The sequence below is a fragment of the Pseudovibrio sp. JE062 genome (assembly GCF_000156235.1).
GTDB lineage: Bacteria > Pseudomonadota > Alphaproteobacteria > Rhizobiales > Stappiaceae > Pseudovibrio.
On the sequence record NZ_DS996808.1, the window covers coordinates 284,328 to 300,430 of the forward strand.

13 protein-coding genes are annotated in these 16,103 nt (G+C 54.4%); 11 read left to right on the forward strand and 2 right to left on the reverse strand.

The annotated features are described in order from the left end of the window. Positions 1–4 precede the first annotated feature (4 nt). Complete coding sequence (locus PJE062_RS11350) at positions 5–709, forward strand: DUF899 family protein (protein ID WP_008549356.1); 705 nt, start codon at positions 5–7, stop codon at positions 707–709. A gap of 217 nt (positions 710–926) precedes the next feature. Further along, the gene (locus PJE062_RS11355; protein WP_008549091.1) at positions 927–2,003 is read left to right on the forward strand and encodes an alpha/beta hydrolase; all 1,077 of its coding nucleotides are present in this window, start codon (positions 927–929) and stop codon (positions 2,001–2,003) included. A gap of 411 nt (positions 2,004–2,414) precedes the next feature. Here PJE062_RS11355 and PJE062_RS11360 read toward each other — a convergent pair whose 3' ends face one another. Continuing rightward, on the reverse strand, positions 2,415–3,437 hold the full coding sequence (locus tag PJE062_RS11360; RefSeq protein WP_008549022.1) for a GSU2403 family nucleotidyltransferase fold protein: 1,023 nt from the start codon (positions 3,435–3,437) through the stop codon (positions 2,415–2,417). 287 nt (positions 3,438–3,724) lie between these two features. On the opposite strand from PJE062_RS11360, the gene PJE062_RS11365 reads away from it, so the two are divergent. From PJE062_RS11365 to PJE062_RS11385, 5 genes are all read left to right on the forward strand, one after another. Beyond that, positions 3,725–4,600: a hypothetical protein gene (locus PJE062_RS11365; protein ID WP_008549081.1), complete on the forward strand. Its 876-nt coding sequence runs from the start codon at positions 3,725–3,727 to the stop codon at positions 4,598–4,600. Between the two features lie 435 nt (positions 4,601–5,035). Continuing rightward, entirely contained in the window at positions 5,036–5,809 is a 774-nt protein-coding gene (locus PJE062_RS11370; RefSeq protein WP_008549010.1) for a crotonase/enoyl-CoA hydratase family protein, read from the forward strand. 153 nt (positions 5,810–5,962) lie between these two features. Beyond that, the gene (locus PJE062_RS11375; RefSeq protein WP_008549415.1) at positions 5,963–7,570 is read left to right on the forward strand and encodes a protein kinase; all 1,608 of its coding nucleotides are present in this window, start codon (positions 5,963–5,965) and stop codon (positions 7,568–7,570) included. Positions 7,571–7,725: 155 nt separating this feature from the next. Then, the gene (locus PJE062_RS11380; protein WP_008549180.1) at positions 7,726–8,892 is read left to right on the forward strand and encodes a protein kinase; all 1,167 of its coding nucleotides are present in this window, start codon (positions 7,726–7,728) and stop codon (positions 8,890–8,892) included. A 144-nt stretch (positions 8,893–9,036) separates the two neighbouring features. Next, complete coding sequence (locus PJE062_RS11385) at positions 9,037–9,705, forward strand: Crp/Fnr family transcriptional regulator (RefSeq protein ID WP_008549286.1); 669 nt, start codon at positions 9,037–9,039, stop codon at positions 9,703–9,705. 8 nt (positions 9,706–9,713) lie between these two features. Here the strand turns inward: PJE062_RS11385 and PJE062_RS11390 are convergent, their stop codons facing one another. Further along, positions 9,714–10,919, reverse strand: a complete 1,206-nt coding sequence (locus PJE062_RS11390; RefSeq protein ID WP_208982261.1) for a glycosyltransferase family 29 protein — start codon at positions 10,917–10,919, stop codon at positions 9,714–9,716. 272 nt (positions 10,920–11,191) lie between these two features. Between PJE062_RS11390 and PJE062_RS11395 the strand changes: the two genes are divergently transcribed. The 4 genes from PJE062_RS11395 (at position 11,192) to PJE062_RS11410 (ending at position 15,978) form a co-directional block, all read left to right on the forward strand. Further along, positions 11,192–11,404 carry a DUF2892 domain-containing protein gene (locus PJE062_RS11395; RefSeq protein ID WP_008549161.1) on the forward strand — a complete coding sequence of 71 codons (213 nt, stop codon included), beginning with the start codon at positions 11,192–11,194 and terminating at the stop codon, positions 11,402–11,404. Positions 11,405–11,553: 149 nt separating this feature from the next. Next, positions 11,554–12,438 (forward strand): MBL fold metallo-hydrolase, encoded by an 885-nt coding sequence (locus PJE062_RS11400; protein ID WP_008549272.1) that lies wholly within the window; start codon positions 11,554–11,556, stop codon positions 12,436–12,438. A 27-nt stretch (positions 12,439–12,465) separates the two neighbouring features. Continuing rightward, entirely contained in the window at positions 12,466–14,139 is a 1,674-nt protein-coding gene (locus tag PJE062_RS11405) for a bifunctional protein tyrosine phosphatase family protein/NAD(P)/FAD-dependent oxidoreductase (protein WP_008549419.1), read from the forward strand. Positions 14,140–14,229: 90 nt separating this feature from the next. Further along, the gene (locus PJE062_RS11410; protein WP_008548908.1) at positions 14,230–15,978 is read left to right on the forward strand and encodes a SulP family inorganic anion transporter; all 1,749 of its coding nucleotides are present in this window, start codon (positions 14,230–14,232) and stop codon (positions 15,976–15,978) included. The last annotated feature ends 125 nt before the right edge of the window (positions 15,979–16,103 follow it).

The window sequence follows — 16,103 nt, forward strand, 5'->3', positions numbered from 1 at the left end:
ACCAATGAAACCAACACAGATTGCATCACGAGAAGACTGGCTTTCTGCCCGCAAAGCCTTGCTGGAGCAGGAAAAAGAACTGACCCGCAAAAAAGATGAGATCACCCGCCTCCGCCAATCCCTGCCATGGGTTCCGCTGGAAACATCCTATGTATTCCAGAGTGATAAGGATGAGGTATCCCTCGAAGATCTGTTTGCGGGGCGCGAGCAACTCATCATCTATCACTTCATGTTTGGCCCCAAATGGAAGGCGGGCTGCGTTAGCTGCTCGTTCTGGGCTGATGGCTTCAATGGCCTCGATCCGCATCTGGCCGCTCGGGATATCGCCTTTGCCGTGGTCTCCAGTGCGCCCATGTCCATGATCACGCCATTCAAAAAGCGGATGGACTGGGACTTCACTTGGGTCTCCTCAAATGGCACAGGGTTCAACCGAGACTTTGACGTGGGCTTTCCTGAGGATATGCTGGCGGATGAGCCCATCATCTACAACTTCCGCCAGTTGGAGAAAGCGCCCCATGATGAAATGCCGGGCGTCAGCGTGTTCGTGAAAGGGGAGGATGGCACGATCTATCACACCTACTCCGCCTACAGCCGCGGCCTCGACAGCACCAACGCGGCATACACCTTCATGGATTTGACGCCGATGGGGCGCAACGAGCCGACCTCCGGCAACCCCATGGCATGGGTACGTCACCACGACGCCTACTAGGCTTTGCGGGGCGTGCAGGCAAAGCCTCCCCTTTGTCTGCACGCCTCATAAGCTTGACAGCAGCGCATTAACCCCTTCATCATTCCTAAAATTTTAAATATTTGAGGCGGTTTGCTTTTATAGGGCCGCAACCAAACTGCTTTAAGCGATATCTGCGTGTTTAACCCAGTCAGTATTTGAGTTTTGAGCGAGACGCGCGCAAAGATTTGGGGTGAAGATGATTGAGATTCCAACATTTCTGGACGCGCGAATGGTTCAATCGGCTCGTTTGAAAACACGGGTTCTGTTTTCCGGCCCTGAGGACGGCGTGCCGATCATCTTCGTTCATGGCAACCTTTCTGCTGCCACATGGTTTGAGGAGACCATGCTACGCCTGCCGAACATCTTCCGCGCCATCGCGCCGGACCTGCGCGGGTACGGTGGGGCTGACCCGGCTGCGCTGGTGGATGCCACCCGTGGCACCAAGGATTTTTCGGATGACCTGGCCGCGCTGATGGATGAGCTGAGCGTGAAAGCCGCGCATATGGTGGGGCACTCCCTTGGCGGCGGTGTGCTCTGGCAGTTCCTTGCAGATTATCCGCAGCGTGTGCTTTCTCTCACGCAGGTGAGCCCGTCTTCTCCCTACGGTTTCGGCTGCTCTCGTGCTGATGGAACGCCGTGCTTTGCAGATGGCGCAGGCAGTGGCGCGGCAGCGGTGAATCCGGAGTTCGTGAAGCTGCTGATGTCGCAGGATACCAGCACAGACAGCGATTTTTCTCCGCGCAACATCCTGAACACGTTTGTCTGGAAGCCGCCCTTTCAGCCTAAACGGCTCACCGACTACATGGCCACCGTTTTCGCCCAGCATACCGGCGACAAATCCTATCCGGGAGATGTGATCCCCTCCACCAATTGGCCGGGCGTTGCGCCGGGCAACTTCGGCAGCATCAACGCACTCGCGCCCAACCGGCAGGCAGACCCGCTGGGTTTCTGCCGGGTTCCGGTGAAACCGCCCGTGCTGTGGGTGCATGGAGCAGATGATCTGGTGGTCTCCGACGCCTCCATGTTCGACCTCGGCTCATTGGGCAAATTGGGCTTCCTGCCCAGCTGGCCGGGAGAAGCCATCTTCCCGCCGCAGCCCATGGTCACCCAAACCTCCAATGCGCTCGACCACTACGAGCAAGCCGGCGGCACCACCGAGCGCCACACCATCCCCAACTGCGGCCACACCGCCTACATCGAAAAGCCCAAAGAGTTCGATCACCTCTTCCACGCCTTCCTCCAAAAACACGCAAGCGTGGCTGAGGCGGGGTGAGGTGGAGCCTCGCAATACTATTGGGTATCAGGGTTGAAATCTTGCCATTGAAAATAGTCTAGATAAATCATGATGTTGCTGGTCTGTTCCCGCCAGCATACGCTCACCAATACCACCCCTTTGCAAAGCAGCAGCACGCGCCAGTCCGTGCAATCGGAGAGGTTAGGCGCTCCGACTGTAGCAAAGCCTGGTCAAAGGAGGTGGTGGTTAGGTGAGGTTTGAATTGAAACTCAAAATAAGGAAGGCCCGAAGACGACTGGTAATCTGCTTTCGGGCCCTCTTTAGGGTAACCTAACAACTGGGGCGGGGAGTTGAGGCTTCCCGCTCCTAGTCTCTCTAATATACCCTGTCTTCCCTAGTCCTTCAAGAAATCTGCCGGTCTTCCAGCCCCCTGAATGTTGCAGGGACAAGCTAAACACCCTCGGCAAATTCTTCAAATTCGGGGCGGTCCCGCCAGGAGCCGTCGGGCCAGAGGGCTTTGAGGGCTTTGGCGATGGGATCGCTCCAGCCTTGTTTGCCTTGGGATTGCGCGTCCAGCAATTCGTCGCTGATCAGGCCGGGGCAGGCTTGTTCCAGCACCTCAATCAGCGCCTTGGCCTGTGCCAGATCCTTGGTGACCTTGGTGGCCGTATGTGTCCGCTTTTGTGAGAGGATGAGTTTGTGCACGGCGTAGCGGGCCGGACGTGGCACGAACACGGGAATGCCTGCGCCATAAGGCAGAGCAGCGGGAGAAGCATCGTCAATCAGCCATGCCAGATACTGCAGGCTCATAGCGCCCGCATCCAACCCTTGCAGCTCCAGTGGTTGTTTTTCACCTCGTTTGCGTGTTGGCGTGAGCAGATCTACCACGAAGCCAATGCCAGAGCGAAAGCGTGAGGACTTGGCACGACCATCCAACTCTGGAATAGGCTCAAACGTTGGATCGGCATCCTTCAGGATGGAGAGCATATCAATGCCTTCATCCGCTTTAATAGCCAGTGAAGCTGCCACCAGATCCGCGTCGTCTGTCGCTAGTTGAGTGGAAGGCAGCGTGCAGCCCAACAGCAATGGGTAGCATTGATAAGCCAGCGTGCCCACCAGAATGGCGCCATTGCGGAACAGGCCATGATAGGCCATGGCATCCAGCACACGACCGGCATAACTGTGGGTGGAAAGCACACCAACTTTGTTGAGCACGCTCAGGTCTTTACGGCGTGCACGGGCGCGCTCGCTGGCCTGTTTGATCCGCTCCACCTTGGCCTGTGTTTCCGGTTGTAAAGCTGGCCCCACATAGAGGCTTTTACGCCCGGCACCCACGGGCATTTTAACGAAGACGTTCTCAACATTCCCCTTCGCTTGCTGATAAACCGAACCCCGAAGGGCCCTGCTATCATCATGCGTTTTCTGAATGTAATCCGCGGCGAGGTTTTGATAAGCGAGAGGAAGATCTGTCATGGGAGTAGTATAGACAGTTTGATTTGAAAATGTCTATACCGCGATTGAGTGCTCAGCGTGGCGTGTCTGGAATCGATTTTCTCAAGTAACGCATTGCATGGCTTATGAGAATTCATGTGATTGATGCATGTATTGTGATAGAATAGCTGCACCTTTGATTACGTCGTTTTCTTGGAAATAGATTCCGTTATCAGGTTTGCTGCAGACTTTCAGTGAAAGAGCATGAGGCTATTCTGCAGACTCGGATTGGCCGAGATGTCCCATTGTTTCCAGAAAGGGACAGAAACATGAATTCTGTTGGTTTAAATAATAGTATTGTTCAGCTTTTTGAGGCGCAAAGCCCCACGCAGACACCCAACTCCTCTGCGGATCAGCAAGATGCGGAGGAGGGCCTCAAGATTCTTCGAGAGAATGCAACAGGGATTGACTTTAAGCCTGTTGCAATGGGTGAAGGAACTTCGGATAGCCTGATTTCTGAAGAAACCAGAAATGTACTGGCCGAGATGACGCTCAAGTATCATGCTGCGGAACTTCAGTTTGAGCTTGCTCCAATTCGTGCTGCATTTACCGCGATGAACACATCACTTGCGGAAAATAATGGAAACTATTCAGAGCTTGCGGATCACCTCGAGAATTTTCAAGAAGGCGTCAACAGCCTGCTTGCGAATGGCATCGAGTTTAATCCAGCCAATCCCTTTCTCAAGGATGAAGAACTTCTTAACGCGCTGGTAGATATTCTGCCAGGTAGCACGGATGGTGAGCCGAACGACTTAACTGGCTTGCAGACTTGGGTTCTTCAAGGGGAAGCTGCTGAAAACGCAGGTTTGGCCGGGGTAAATCTCCTTACCTTTGATTTCTCCGAGGTGCTTGAGGGTGATGATGCTGAGAGCGTTGTAAGTGTTCTGGGAGAAGCCTTTGCTAACTGGCAAGGTGCACTTGATCAGGCTTACAACAAGATTGGTGCGATCCGTGACGAGAAGATTGCCGGGTTGTCTCAGCCAGCAGAACCAATCGTTTCTGAAGCTGCCGCTAACGTTGAAAAAGACATGAACGTGGATCAGGCACGGGAGAAAGCTCAGTTGGTACAGTCTGAGCTAGCTAAGCAGGCCTTCTCTCTGGTCAACGCGACCTCTCCAAGCGCTCTGGCGTCCTTCAGCTTGTAAGATGCGTTGGACTGCGCTTGCCTCAGTTGAGCGCAGTTCTGAAACCGCAGAAGATCCTGTAAAAAGTTGGTATAGACAGATTGCTTTGAAAGTGTCTATACCGTTTCTTGAAATAGCGAGATTGCTTCCCAAATAAGCTAAGAATGAGGGGGGAAGCGAGTTGGAACGCGACAGAGCTCAGACGAAACGCAGGAAGACTTCTATATTTACAAAGATCTTCGACTGGCTTTTCACTATCTTTGACTGGGTCGTGTCTTTACTGTCATTCCGCTGATCTTTTGTCCCAGTATACTCCTTTGATTATCCGTATTTTGCTCAAAACCCAAAGAGCAAATCCCTCACAATCGTCCGAGGGACTAGAACTCCACCTTTGAATGGCTGACGGGGCTTGTGAAGTTCTGCTAGGCTTCTCCGTGCATTTTAGGGGAGGGGATTATGGCGGTTCATTTTGAGGTTGAGGGGACGACGGCGATCATTACGCTGGACCGGCCCGAGCGGCGCAATGCGGTGGATGGGGAAACGGCGCAGCTGCTGGTGGATGCCTTCACCCGTTTTGATCAGGATGACAGCCTTTCCGTTGCCGTGTTCACCGGATCTGAAGGCACATTCTGTGCAGGCGCTGACCTGAAAGCCATTTCCGAAGGCAACCTCAACATCCTGAAAGAAGAAGGCGATTTTGCCCCGATGGGCCCCTCTCGTATGCGACTTTCCAAGCCCGTGATTGCGGCCATTGAAGGTCATGCGGTCGCTGGTGGGCTGGAGCTGGCGCTATGGGCGGATATGCGTGTTGCGGGAAGATCAGCAGTGTTTGGCGTCTATTGTCGCCGCTTTGGAGTGCCGCTGATTGATATGGGCACCATTCGTCTTCCTCGCCTGATTGGCCAGTCCCGTGCTGCGGATATGATCCTGACAGGGCGTAGTGTGAGCGGGGAGGAAGCGGTTGCCTTTGGTCTCGTCAACCGGCTCGTGGAAGATGGTGAGGCGCTCTCTAAAGCAAAGGAGCTTGCCACGCACATCGCGCAGTTTCCGCAAATGTGCATGCGCAGCGACAGGCTTTCCATGTTTGAGCAGTGGGACATGACAGAGACTGAAGCCATCAAAAACGAAATGCGACGCGGCCTTTCGGTGATCTCCAGCGGAGAGACCGTTTCCGGCGCAACAGCTTTCAGCCACGGCAAAGGGCGCCATGGGGCAGACGTGGAAAGCTGATGGATCTTGAGCAAAAGTAAACGGGCACACTGCAATTTTGCGGGCTGAGCTAAGCCTGTTTACACCTAAACCTCAACAAGCGTTACTTAACGGAAAGCGTTTCTCTTAGCATGACACAATATGTCTCTCAGGACCGATTGTGGGAGGAACGCCGTGCCTGCTCAACCTCAAAACCCCGCTGGAAATCAGGAAAATCTGCCGCCAGAGCAAGAGCAATGGTTGGATGCTGTGGAACGGGCGCTGAATGTTCGTCTGGGTGAGATCCCCCCTCAAGGTGACAATGACGTCGAGCCTATGATTGTCGATGGGCCAGAGGAAGAGCGCGGCGAGTTCATGGCCATCGTTGAGGATGAAGAGCAAGAAAATATTGAGGAAGGCATCGAGCAGCGGGCAACGCATGACCAGCAGGGTCGTGTCATTGAGGAGCGCGGTGAGTTTCTGGCACTTGGAGATGATGAGGACGAGCGCGATATTGAGCGGGGCGTTGAGCAACGTGGTGTAGACCTGCAGCAACCGGAAATCCCGTTTGAAGCCCCGCCTCCTTATGATCCTCCGCCACCTTATGAGGCGGGCGAGCAGGAGGATATGGAGGATGAGGAGTTTGAGGAACTGGAGCTGCCCGAGCATCGCGAGCTGTATCAACGTGATCCGCAGCCGGGTGATGGGGAGCATCAGCCTCGCATCTACAATGAGATGCCACAAGCGGACAGCCCGATCCGTGTGGATCGTAAAAATGATGGCACCATGGTGATTGATCACAGGTCTGTGCCCGCAACCATCAAAGCAAGGCGCCAACGCCGGTTTGGCCAGCACGATAACGTGACTTATGAGCCAACACAGCACTCGATGAACATCGAAGGGCTGATCACTCCGCCAAATCGGGTCCGGCATGAGCGCCTGCAAAGTGTATTTGCCTCGGGGGCGACAGGCTACCTACAGAAGTTTCCAGATATCGAAGACTCTGTAATCAAGCGGTGCCATGCGATGAAGCAGAACGATGGTTCCTTATACTTTGTCGGCGCGGATCAGATTGTTCATGAGACCAAGATCCTCACTGCGCTCTCGTATTTTAAGGATGCGAAGGGTGCTGAGAACATCATCGAGTATCGCGGCTCAGGTATCTCGCAGTTTGGCGAACCATTCCTGATTATGGAAGAAATGAATGGTGGCACGCTGTCTAATCGCATTCCTGATGACCGTGGACTGGAAGAGCCGCAACTGAATGATTTTGCAAAAGGTGTCCTCTCTGGCATGGCGTTTTTGCAAAAACGGAACATCATCCATCAGGATTTGAAGCCGGACAATATTCTGTTTCGTGACAATGAGAGCACTGTACCGGTGATCAGTGACTTTGATACGGCCTCCGCGCATGAAGGTGTTGCGTCTGATCATGAAAATGGCCGTGATTTTGGCTATAAACGAGGTGGCTCTGCAGATATTCAGCCGCCGGAAGTTTATGATGAAAACGGCCAGAGGACAGGTAAAATTGACTCCTGGAACGGCGGGATCATGCTGTTGCAGGCGGCAGTTGGCAATCAGGGACGGGACCAGTTTCTTGCGCAAACTGAGGATTATAGAAAGCGCAACGGTCGGCGGGATCAGGAATTTTATGATGGCTTGCTTGATCAACGCATCGCCAATGTGCCGCCAAACATTCAGGCGGTGATCAAGGGTTTGCTGAAGGTAGACCTGAACGAGCGTATGACTGCGGAACAGGCACTGGCTTTGATTGAGGATCAACCGGAGGAGGAGCAGCAGTAGCTGCAATTCTCATGATTTTGGTAGGTCCGCTTACACGCTGTTTTGGCTGTTTGCTTTTCAGCGCATAGGTGAACAACGATACTTCCCTTCACGGCAGGCTGAGAAGAGGAGATCTCGAGTGGTTCGCAAGGCCGGTGAAGTTCCCGGAGGTGACAATGGCTGACTATGACCAGTGGCTCAACGCCGTCGCCAAAGTGCTCAGTATCGACCTTCCGCCGGATCCTTCCGGAGCGGGCGGCAGCGTGCGCGGTGAACCTCGCGAAACCCCTCCTGATGACAGCCCAATCAGAGTGCAGAGCAAGCCAGATGGCAGCATGGTGATTGAGCCCAGCTCTGTGCCTACCGCTTTCCAGCCCGGCAATACTAATGGTGGTAAGCAGCCTTATGGCAACATGTTTAGCATCTCCGAAGAGCATGCCGTGGATGTCACCGGCAAGGTGAGCCCGCCGATTACCGGCGGTGCGGCCAATGCTGAAAACGTGCTGTCCTATGATGCTTCCGGTGTGGTGCAGGACTATCCGCATATGGAAAATGCGGTGATCAAACGCCCCAATGCTTACGCTGCCGGACCGGATTCTCCGCCAACCTTTGTGGGTGCTGAACTGTTGGTGCATGAGGCCAAGATTCTCACTGCACTTGGTGAGTTTGATGAGGCGCCAGGCAGCGAAAACATCCTGAAGCTGAAAGGCGCTGGCCTCACCGAGTTTGGCGAGCCTTTTGTCATTCGCGAAAAGCTGAACGGTGGCTCGCTGGATGATCGCCTGCCGGAAGACAAAGGCATGGACGAAGAACCGCTGAATGACTTTGCTGGTGGTCTGCTTGCTGGCGTCGCGTTTCTTCAAAAGCGCAACATTTTCCATCAGGATTTGAGCACCGACACCATCCAGTTCCGTGAAGATGAAGACACCTCGCCGGTGATCACCAGCTTTGACTGCGCTACAGCTCATGAAGGCGTTGCTGCGGATTGTGAGGACGGCCAGCATTTTGAGCTTGAGATTGGTGGCACGCCCAACAACCAACCCCCTGAGCGTTTTGTTGATGGCGCGGAACTCTCCTCCAAAGTGGATTCCTGGGCAGGCGGCCTTGTCTTGGTGGCAGCGGCAGCGGGCAAGAATGCACAACAAGAGCTGATTGCAGAGCTGCAGGAGTTCCGCAGTGGCAGCAGCACTGACCAGTCCGAACTGGATGAAAAGCTGGAGGCAAGGCTGAATGGCACGCCTGAAAACATCAAGGGCGCAATCAAAGGCCTGCTGAAGCTCTCACCAGAAGAGCGCCTTTCTGCAGAAGAAGCGCTTGGGGTTGTTGGCGAGCGTCCTGAATAGGTGGTTTGAAAATTTATTCCTGAAAGTAGTTACCTGAGGTTGGTCGTTAGATTATTCTTCTGCCAAAGGCCCTGATTGCGCTAAACGCTTTTATGCACTATGCCAAAGAAGCACGCATTTTTGAGGGCGTCTCGGGAGGGGATCATGACAACTGCTGCTGCCAACTGGATCGATCGGTTCCAAGGCCTTTCCAAACTGGAAAACCACATCAGAGAAATTCTGGTCAACCGCAGCACCATCGTTTCCGTTCCTGCTGGAACTGTCATCTTTGGCCCCGGTAAGGCCCCGGAAAACCTGCTGCTTTTGCTGTCAGGCTCCGTGCGCGTGCAGCAACTCTCTGAAGGTGGACGCGAGATCATTCTCTACCGAGTGCATGCAGGCGAAAGCTGCGTGCTGACCACGGCATGCCTGCTGGCCTACGAGGATTACTCTGCAGAAGGCATCGCGGAAACGGACACACAGGCCGTCGCCATTCCACGTATGGTGTTTGATGATCTCATCGCCCAATCCGAAACCTTCCGCCGCTTCGTGTTCTCCGCGTACTCCAAGCGCATCACGGACCTGTTTCTGGTGATTGAGGAAATCGCCTTCCAGCGCATGGATATTCGCCTCGCCCAGAAACTGCTGGAGCTTGCAGGCAACGGCACGCAGGTTGCCACCACCCACCAGCAAATGGCCGCCGAACTGGGCACCGCCCGCGAAGTCGTCTCCCGCCAACTGCGAGAATTCCAACGCCGCGACTGGATCACCCAATCCCGCGGCACCATCGAAATCACCGATCGCTCCGGACTGGAAGTTCTGGCAAAGGCGTGACCTGACGTCTAGCTCTTAAGTGAAACCCTCGGATCGCGGGCCATCCACTTTTGGATTTCATGGTTCTCGCGATCATAGTCATGATCTGACCGGGCTTTTTCGGGCTCGATGTGATTGGTGTTTGTGGGCGAGGCGAAGAAGTCAAAGCCGTAGATATCTATCTGCTTGTAACCGCCCAACTCCTCCAACAAGCACAGCAACCGGAAGCCTGTGCTGGGTTTTTTCTCGGTGCGGGCGTGATAGCGCTTCAGTTCCGCTGTCTTTAGCAGGTAGACAATGTCGCTGTGTTTGGCGAGCCAATGAGGCAGAGAGAAGCTGCGTTCTGCAGGTGTCCATATGACCCGCTGCGCCTGCTGGCTATAGACAAAGCTCTTGGGAATATCGAGGCTGGTTGCCACCCATGACAGCTTTTGGCCGTGGCTTTTGATGTGCGGGATTGCACCGCGATTGATCCGGATAACGATGTCATGCTGATCAATCTCCGGCCCGTAATCCTTCGCGCACAATGACTGCGCGTTGCCAACCACGGCTATGCTTTTTCCGGCAATGTCATTCTGCAGTTCGTATTTTGGAACATGACCTCTCAGCAGCCGCATGCGCAGCATACGCAGGATGTGCTTGCGTTTGGCAACAGAGTGCGCCCGCCTGCGTTGGCGGTACACCATCTTCAGGTTCTGTCGTGCCTCAGCCGAAACATCCCAGGTGACATAGAACTGCTGGTCGTTGTTGATGCTGCGCAAGACCTCAACATAAGGGAAATGCTGGGCAAGTTTCTCCTGCCACCATACGGACGAGTGCACGGTGCAATGGGCGTTGGAGCCATCGGCCAGCAAGGCAGTGGCATAGAGTGTTGGGATATGGAAGATCACATGCTCTGATTTAGTGCGAATGTCGGCCAGTACGGCATCCAGTTCCGCCTCCGGCACATGCTCCAGCACATCGGTGTTCAGCACAAGGTCAAACGCCCCTTCAGGAGGCGTGTTGTATTCGGGAATGCAGGGATCATAGCGGTGGGAGGCACAGCCAAGCTGAGCAGCAAGCTCTTCCACCAACGAGCTTTTTCCGCAGCCATAGTCGAGAATTCGTGCCGGTTTTAGATCAGCGGCCAGTGGCAGGATCACGTCCATCAGATAGGACGAGGATGTACCATAGCCGGGGTTGGATTTATGAAGCTGCGTGTAAAAGTCTTTGTTCGTGACGGAAACTTCGGTCAACTGGAACCCCAACTGCTTTCTGGCCCACATTCCGGGTCACAGCGCGTGCCGCGCATGCACCCTTCGCCGCCATGCTAGCCAGAAAACGGATCTCTGAAACCTACGGATTGTTCTGGGATGGGCAGCTGGCATTATGAGCTGCAGGCATTTCGCGTTGATTTTTAAGGTGCTTCTACAAAAAGCAGCGATTGGGGCGGAGTTTGGTGACTTCGTCACTGAAGCGATAGAAAAGACTCGTTATCCGTTGAGCCACGTACCTGGAGGACGAGACTATGACGGCTAACGTTGGAACTATTGATCGCATTCTTCGTTTTATCATCGGTGTCGTGCTGATTGCACTGCCGCTGTCAACCACAATTTCTTTGTTTGCGCAGCCACTTTTCTTCTATGGCGCAATCATTGTCGGCATCGTAATGCTGCTGGTTTCCGTTGTGCGGATTTGCCCGCTCTACTCCATTTTCGGAATTAAAACCTGCCGCGTTTAAGCTTGTCTGCGGAGATCGCAAACTGATTTCCGACAAAAAATTATAATAAGAAAAGCTTAGGCGGCTGTGCAGGCGGTCGAACACGAAAACAACTTTGGTGCACGTACCATCGACCGCCACTGCGCACATGTTAACTTATTGAGGAAGTTATGACTAACTACCCCGTAAACATGGCTGTCGAGCCTGAAGTGAAGGCCTTTTTTGACCCGGCCACACACACGATCAGCTATGTTGTGAAAGACCCTGCCTCGTCGTCCGTTGCCATCGTGGATTCCGTCATGGATATCAACTATGCAGCGGGCCGCATTACCTATGATAATGCAGATGAAATTATCAAATACGTGCAGGACAACGACCTCTCAGTTGAGTGGTTGATTGAAACCCACGTTCATGCAGATCACCTTTCTGCTGCGCCTTACATTCAGCAAAAGCTGGGCGGTAAGATCGGCATTGGTGAGCACATCACTGTGGTTCAGGACACCTTTGGCAAGGTATTCAATGAAGGAACTGAATTCCAGCGCGATGGAAGCCAGTTTGACAAGCTGTTCAAGGACGGTGACAGCTATCAGATCGGCACCATGACCGCATTTGCCATTCATACGCCGGGCCACACACCAGCCTGTATGGTGCACGTGATCGGTAACGCTGCTTTTGCAGGTGACACCCTGTTTATGCCGGATGGTGGTTCTGCCCGTGCGGACTTCCCGGGCGGGGATGCTGCAACGCTTTATGACAGCATTCAGAAAGTACTGACACTGCCGGATGAGATGCGCCTTTTCATGTGCCACGACTACGGCCCCAATGGCCGCGACATCGCTTGGGAAACCTCAGTAGGTGCTGAGAAAGAGCACAACATCCACGTTGGTAAAGGCCATTCGCGCGAAGACTTCATCAAATTCCGCACTGAGCGAGATGCGCAGCTGGACGTGCCAAAGCTGATCATTCCTTCCTTGCAGGTGAACATGCGTGCAGGCGAAGTGCCGACCGATGAGGACGGTGTTCCAATGCTTAAAGTGCCAGTCAACGCACTTTAATCTGATGATGTGAGGAGGGGAAACATCATGGATATCAAGAGTATCAGCTCATCACTTTCTGTCTGTCCGCAGATCACTGCGCAAGACGTTCAGAAGATTGCGGACCTGGGCTTCCGCAGTATTGTTTGCAACCGTCCCGATGGGGAAGGTGCAGACCAGCCGGTGTTTGATGAGATTGAAGCAGCGGCGAAAAAGCTGGGTCTGGAAACCCGCTATCTGCCGGTGATCTCCGGTAAGGTGTCTGATGAAGATGCCGATGCCTTTGGCAAGGCAATGAATGAAATTCCGCGTCCTGTGCTGGCCTACTGCCGCACTGGCACGCGCTGCGCCACCCTGTGGTCTCTCAGTCAGGCTGAGACACTGGCGGTTTCCGATATTCTGGCGGCCACCAAATCTGCTGGCTATGACATGGCAGGCGTTGTGCGCCGAATTGCCAATGGCGGCAAAACCCCGACAGATCGCGCGGATGCGTCTTATGACGTTGTGATTGTTGGTGGCGGAGCTGCGGGCATCGCCGTAGCGGCCAGCCTGAAATCCCGAAAGAGCGATCTTGATATCGCTGTCATTGATCCTGCTGATATCCATTACTATCAGCCGGGTTGGACCATGGTTGGCGGTGGCGTCTTTAAAGCCTCCCAGACCGCCAAAACCATGGGCTCTCTGATACCGCGAGGCGTGCACTGGCTCAAATCTGCAGTGGCCGCGTTTGAACCGCAGGACAATGCGGTCATTCTGGATGGCTGCCGTGTCGTGAAATACGATCGCCTTGTGGTGTGCCCCGGTCTGAAGCTGGACTGGCACAAGGTGGAAGGTCTTGTGTCCACGCTTGGCAAGCACGGCGTAACCTCCAACTACCGCTATGATCTGGCGCCCTACACCTGGGAACTGGTCAGCGGCATGAAAGAGGGCCGTGCGATCTTCACCCAGCCGCCGATGCCGATCAAATGCGCTGGTGCTCCGCAAAAAGCGCTTTATCTTTCAGGCGATTATTGGCGCAAGAAAGGTGTTCTGAAGAACATCGACATCCAGTTCCACAACGCTGGTGGTGTTCTGTTTGGCGTGAAGGAGTATGTACCTGCGCTGGAGAAGTACATCGACCTGTACGGCGCAAACCTCAACTTCTTCAACAATCTGGTTGCCATCGACGGGCCAGCGAAGAAAGCGTGGTTTGATGTGGCCAAGCCGGACACGCCGGTGGAGCGGGTGGAAGTGGACTTCGACATGATCCACGTATGCCCACCACAGTCCGCACCGGATTTCATCCGCGTCTCGCCACTGGCTGATGCGGCAGGTTGGGTGGATGTGGACCACATCACCCTGCGCCACAAGACCTACACCAACATCTGGTCACTGGGTGATGTGATGAACGCGCCAAATGCGAAGACAGCTGCGGCTGCGCGCATGCAGGCACCGATTGTTGCAGAAAACCTTGTGGCCGATGTGGAAGGCAAGACACCCTCTGCGCAGTACAATGGCTATGGCTCCTGCCCGCTGACAGTGGAACGCGGCAAGATCGTTCTGGCTGAGTTCGGGTATGGCGGCACTTTGCTGCCGAGCTTCCCAACATGGCTGCTGGATGGCACCAAACCAACTCGTGCTGCGTGGATCCTGAAAGAGCAGATCCTGCCACCGGTCTATTGGTGGGCGATGTTGCGCGGCAAGGAATGGATGATCAAGCCCGAGAAAGTTAGCGCAAACTAAAATACAAGTTGCGGCCTTTGCTGAATCAATATCATGTATCCGGGGGAGCTTCTTCCCCGGATTAATCAAAAGCACTTTGAAGGCAGACCCATGTTTTCCTCGGCCTTTCGGCGATACCTGCCCGTTTTCGATTGGGGCAGAAACTATAATAAAGACAGTTTTTCCAATGACATGATTGCTGCAGTGATTGTGACGATCATGCTGATCCCGCAATCTCTTGCTTACGCCCTGCTTGCCGGTCTGCCGCCGGAAATGGGGCTCTACGCATCCATCCTTCCGATTATTCTTTACGCGATTTTCGGCACCAGCCGCGCTTTGGCCGTTGGCCCTGTGGCTGTTGTTTCTCTGATGACGGCCGCTGCCATTGGTCAGATCGCAGAAAGTGGAACAGCTGGATACGCCATTGCGGCGCTGACGCTTGCTATGCTCTCCGGTGGCATTTTGCTGCTGATGGGCGTGTTCAAGCTCGGCTTCCTCGCTAACTTCCTCTCCCACCCAGTGATCGCGGGATTCATCACCGCCTCCGGTGTTTTGATAGCTAGCAGCCAGCTCAAGCATATTCTGGGCGTGGATGCCAAAGGGCATACGCTGGTGGAGATTGTGGTGTCCATCTTTGAGCATCTGGGCGAGGTGAATCTGGCCACGCTTCTGATTGGCGTGTCCGCAACGCTGTTCCTGTTCTGGGTGCGCAAGGGCATGAAGCCTATGCTTCTGGAGATGGGGCTGAAGCCGCGTCTTGCGGATGTTCTCACCAAAGCTGGTCCCGTGGGTGCTGTTGTGGTGACAACCGCTGTTGTCTGGATTTTCGGGCTCGATCAGTCCGGCGTGAAGATCGTCGGTTCTGTGCCTCAAAGCCTGCCACCGCTGACCATGCCAAGCTTCTCCAGCGAGCTGATCGGCGCTCTGTTTGTGCCAGCTCTGCTCATTTCCATCATCGGCTTTGTGGAATCCGTCTCTGTTGCTCAGACACTTGCCGCCAAAAAGCGCCAGCGCATCGATCCGGATCAGGAGCTGATCGGCCTCGGCGCTGCTAACATTGGTGCAGCCTTCACCGGTGGCTATCCGGTGACCGGTGGGTTTGCCCGTTCTGTGGTGAACTTTGATGCAGGGGCGGAAACACCCGCAGCGGGCGCTTACACAGCGGTTGGTCTTGCCATCGCTGCTGTTTCCCTTACGCCTCTCATCTTCTTCCTGCCCAAGGCAACATTGGCGGCGACCATCATCGTGGCTGTGCTGTCCTTGGTAGATTTCAGCATCCTCAAGCACAGCTGGAGCTACTCCAAGTCAGACTTCTCAGCTGTGGCGGCAACCATTCTGCTGACGCTTGGCTTTGGTGTTGAAACCGGTGTATCTGCGGGTGTGATCCTGTCTATCGCGCTCTACCTCTACAAGACCTCGCGGCCTCACATTGCTGAGGTTGGGCTGGTGCCAGGGACTGAGCACTTCCGCAATATCAACCGTCATGAGGTGCTCACCAGCCCGCAACTGCTGACCATCCGCATTGATGAGAGCCTCTACTTCGCCAACGCGCGTTTTCTGGAGGATTACATCTACGATCGCGCGGTGGATGATGACTGCCTTAAGCATGTGGTGCTGCAATGTTCTGCGGTGAATGAGGTGGACTTCAGCGCTCTGGAATCTCTGGAAGCCATCAACCATCGCCTGCAGGATGCCGGTATCCAGCTGCACCTTTCCGAGGTGAAAGGCCCGGTGATGGACCGTCTGCAACGCTCGCATTTTCTGGATGAGCTCTCTGGCCGGGTGTTCCTCTCGCAATATCAAGCGCAAGAGGAACTCGCTTCCGTCTGTACCCGCCAAACAGCTCAAGCTCCTGCCTGATTAACCCCCCTTATCAGGCAGTGCGAAGAGACCCCGTGGATCCCCTCCACGGGGTTTTTGTGTTTATGAGCCAGCTTCGTGGCAGGATTATCCAAGTCTCCCACTTGCCGATCAGCGCTCCTGAT

What these genes read in the sequence shown, in the direction of transcription:
- PJE062_RS11350 (WP_008549356.1), top strand. Translation starts at nt 5, where the DNA reads ATGAAACCAACACAGATTGCATCACGAGAAGACTGGCTTTCTGCCCGC.
- PJE062_RS11355 (WP_008549091.1), top strand. Translation starts at nt 927, where the DNA reads ATGATTGAGATTCCAACATTTCTGGACGCGCGAATGGTTCAATCGGCT.
- PJE062_RS11360 (WP_008549022.1), bottom strand. Translation starts at nt 3,437, where the DNA reads ATGACAGATCTTCCTCTCGCTTATCAAAACCTCGCCGCGGATTACATT.
- PJE062_RS11365 (WP_008549081.1), top strand. Translation starts at nt 3,725, where the DNA reads ATGAATTCTGTTGGTTTAAATAATAGTATTGTTCAGCTTTTTGAGGCG.
- PJE062_RS11370 (WP_008549010.1), top strand. Translation starts at nt 5,036, where the DNA reads ATGGCGGTTCATTTTGAGGTTGAGGGGACGACGGCGATCATTACGCTG.
- PJE062_RS11380 (WP_008549180.1), top strand. Translation starts at nt 7,726, where the DNA reads ATGGCTGACTATGACCAGTGGCTCAACGCCGTCGCCAAAGTGCTCAGT.
- PJE062_RS11385 (WP_008549286.1), top strand. Translation starts at nt 9,037, where the DNA reads ATGACAACTGCTGCTGCCAACTGGATCGATCGGTTCCAAGGCCTTTCC.
- PJE062_RS11395 (WP_008549161.1), top strand. Translation starts at nt 11,192, where the DNA reads ATGACGGCTAACGTTGGAACTATTGATCGCATTCTTCGTTTTATCATC.
- PJE062_RS11400 (WP_008549272.1), top strand. Translation starts at nt 11,554, where the DNA reads ATGACTAACTACCCCGTAAACATGGCTGTCGAGCCTGAAGTGAAGGCC.
- PJE062_RS11405 (WP_008549419.1), top strand. Translation starts at nt 12,466, where the DNA reads ATGGATATCAAGAGTATCAGCTCATCACTTTCTGTCTGTCCGCAGATC.
- PJE062_RS11410 (WP_008548908.1), top strand. Translation starts at nt 14,230, where the DNA reads ATGTTTTCCTCGGCCTTTCGGCGATACCTGCCCGTTTTCGATTGGGGC.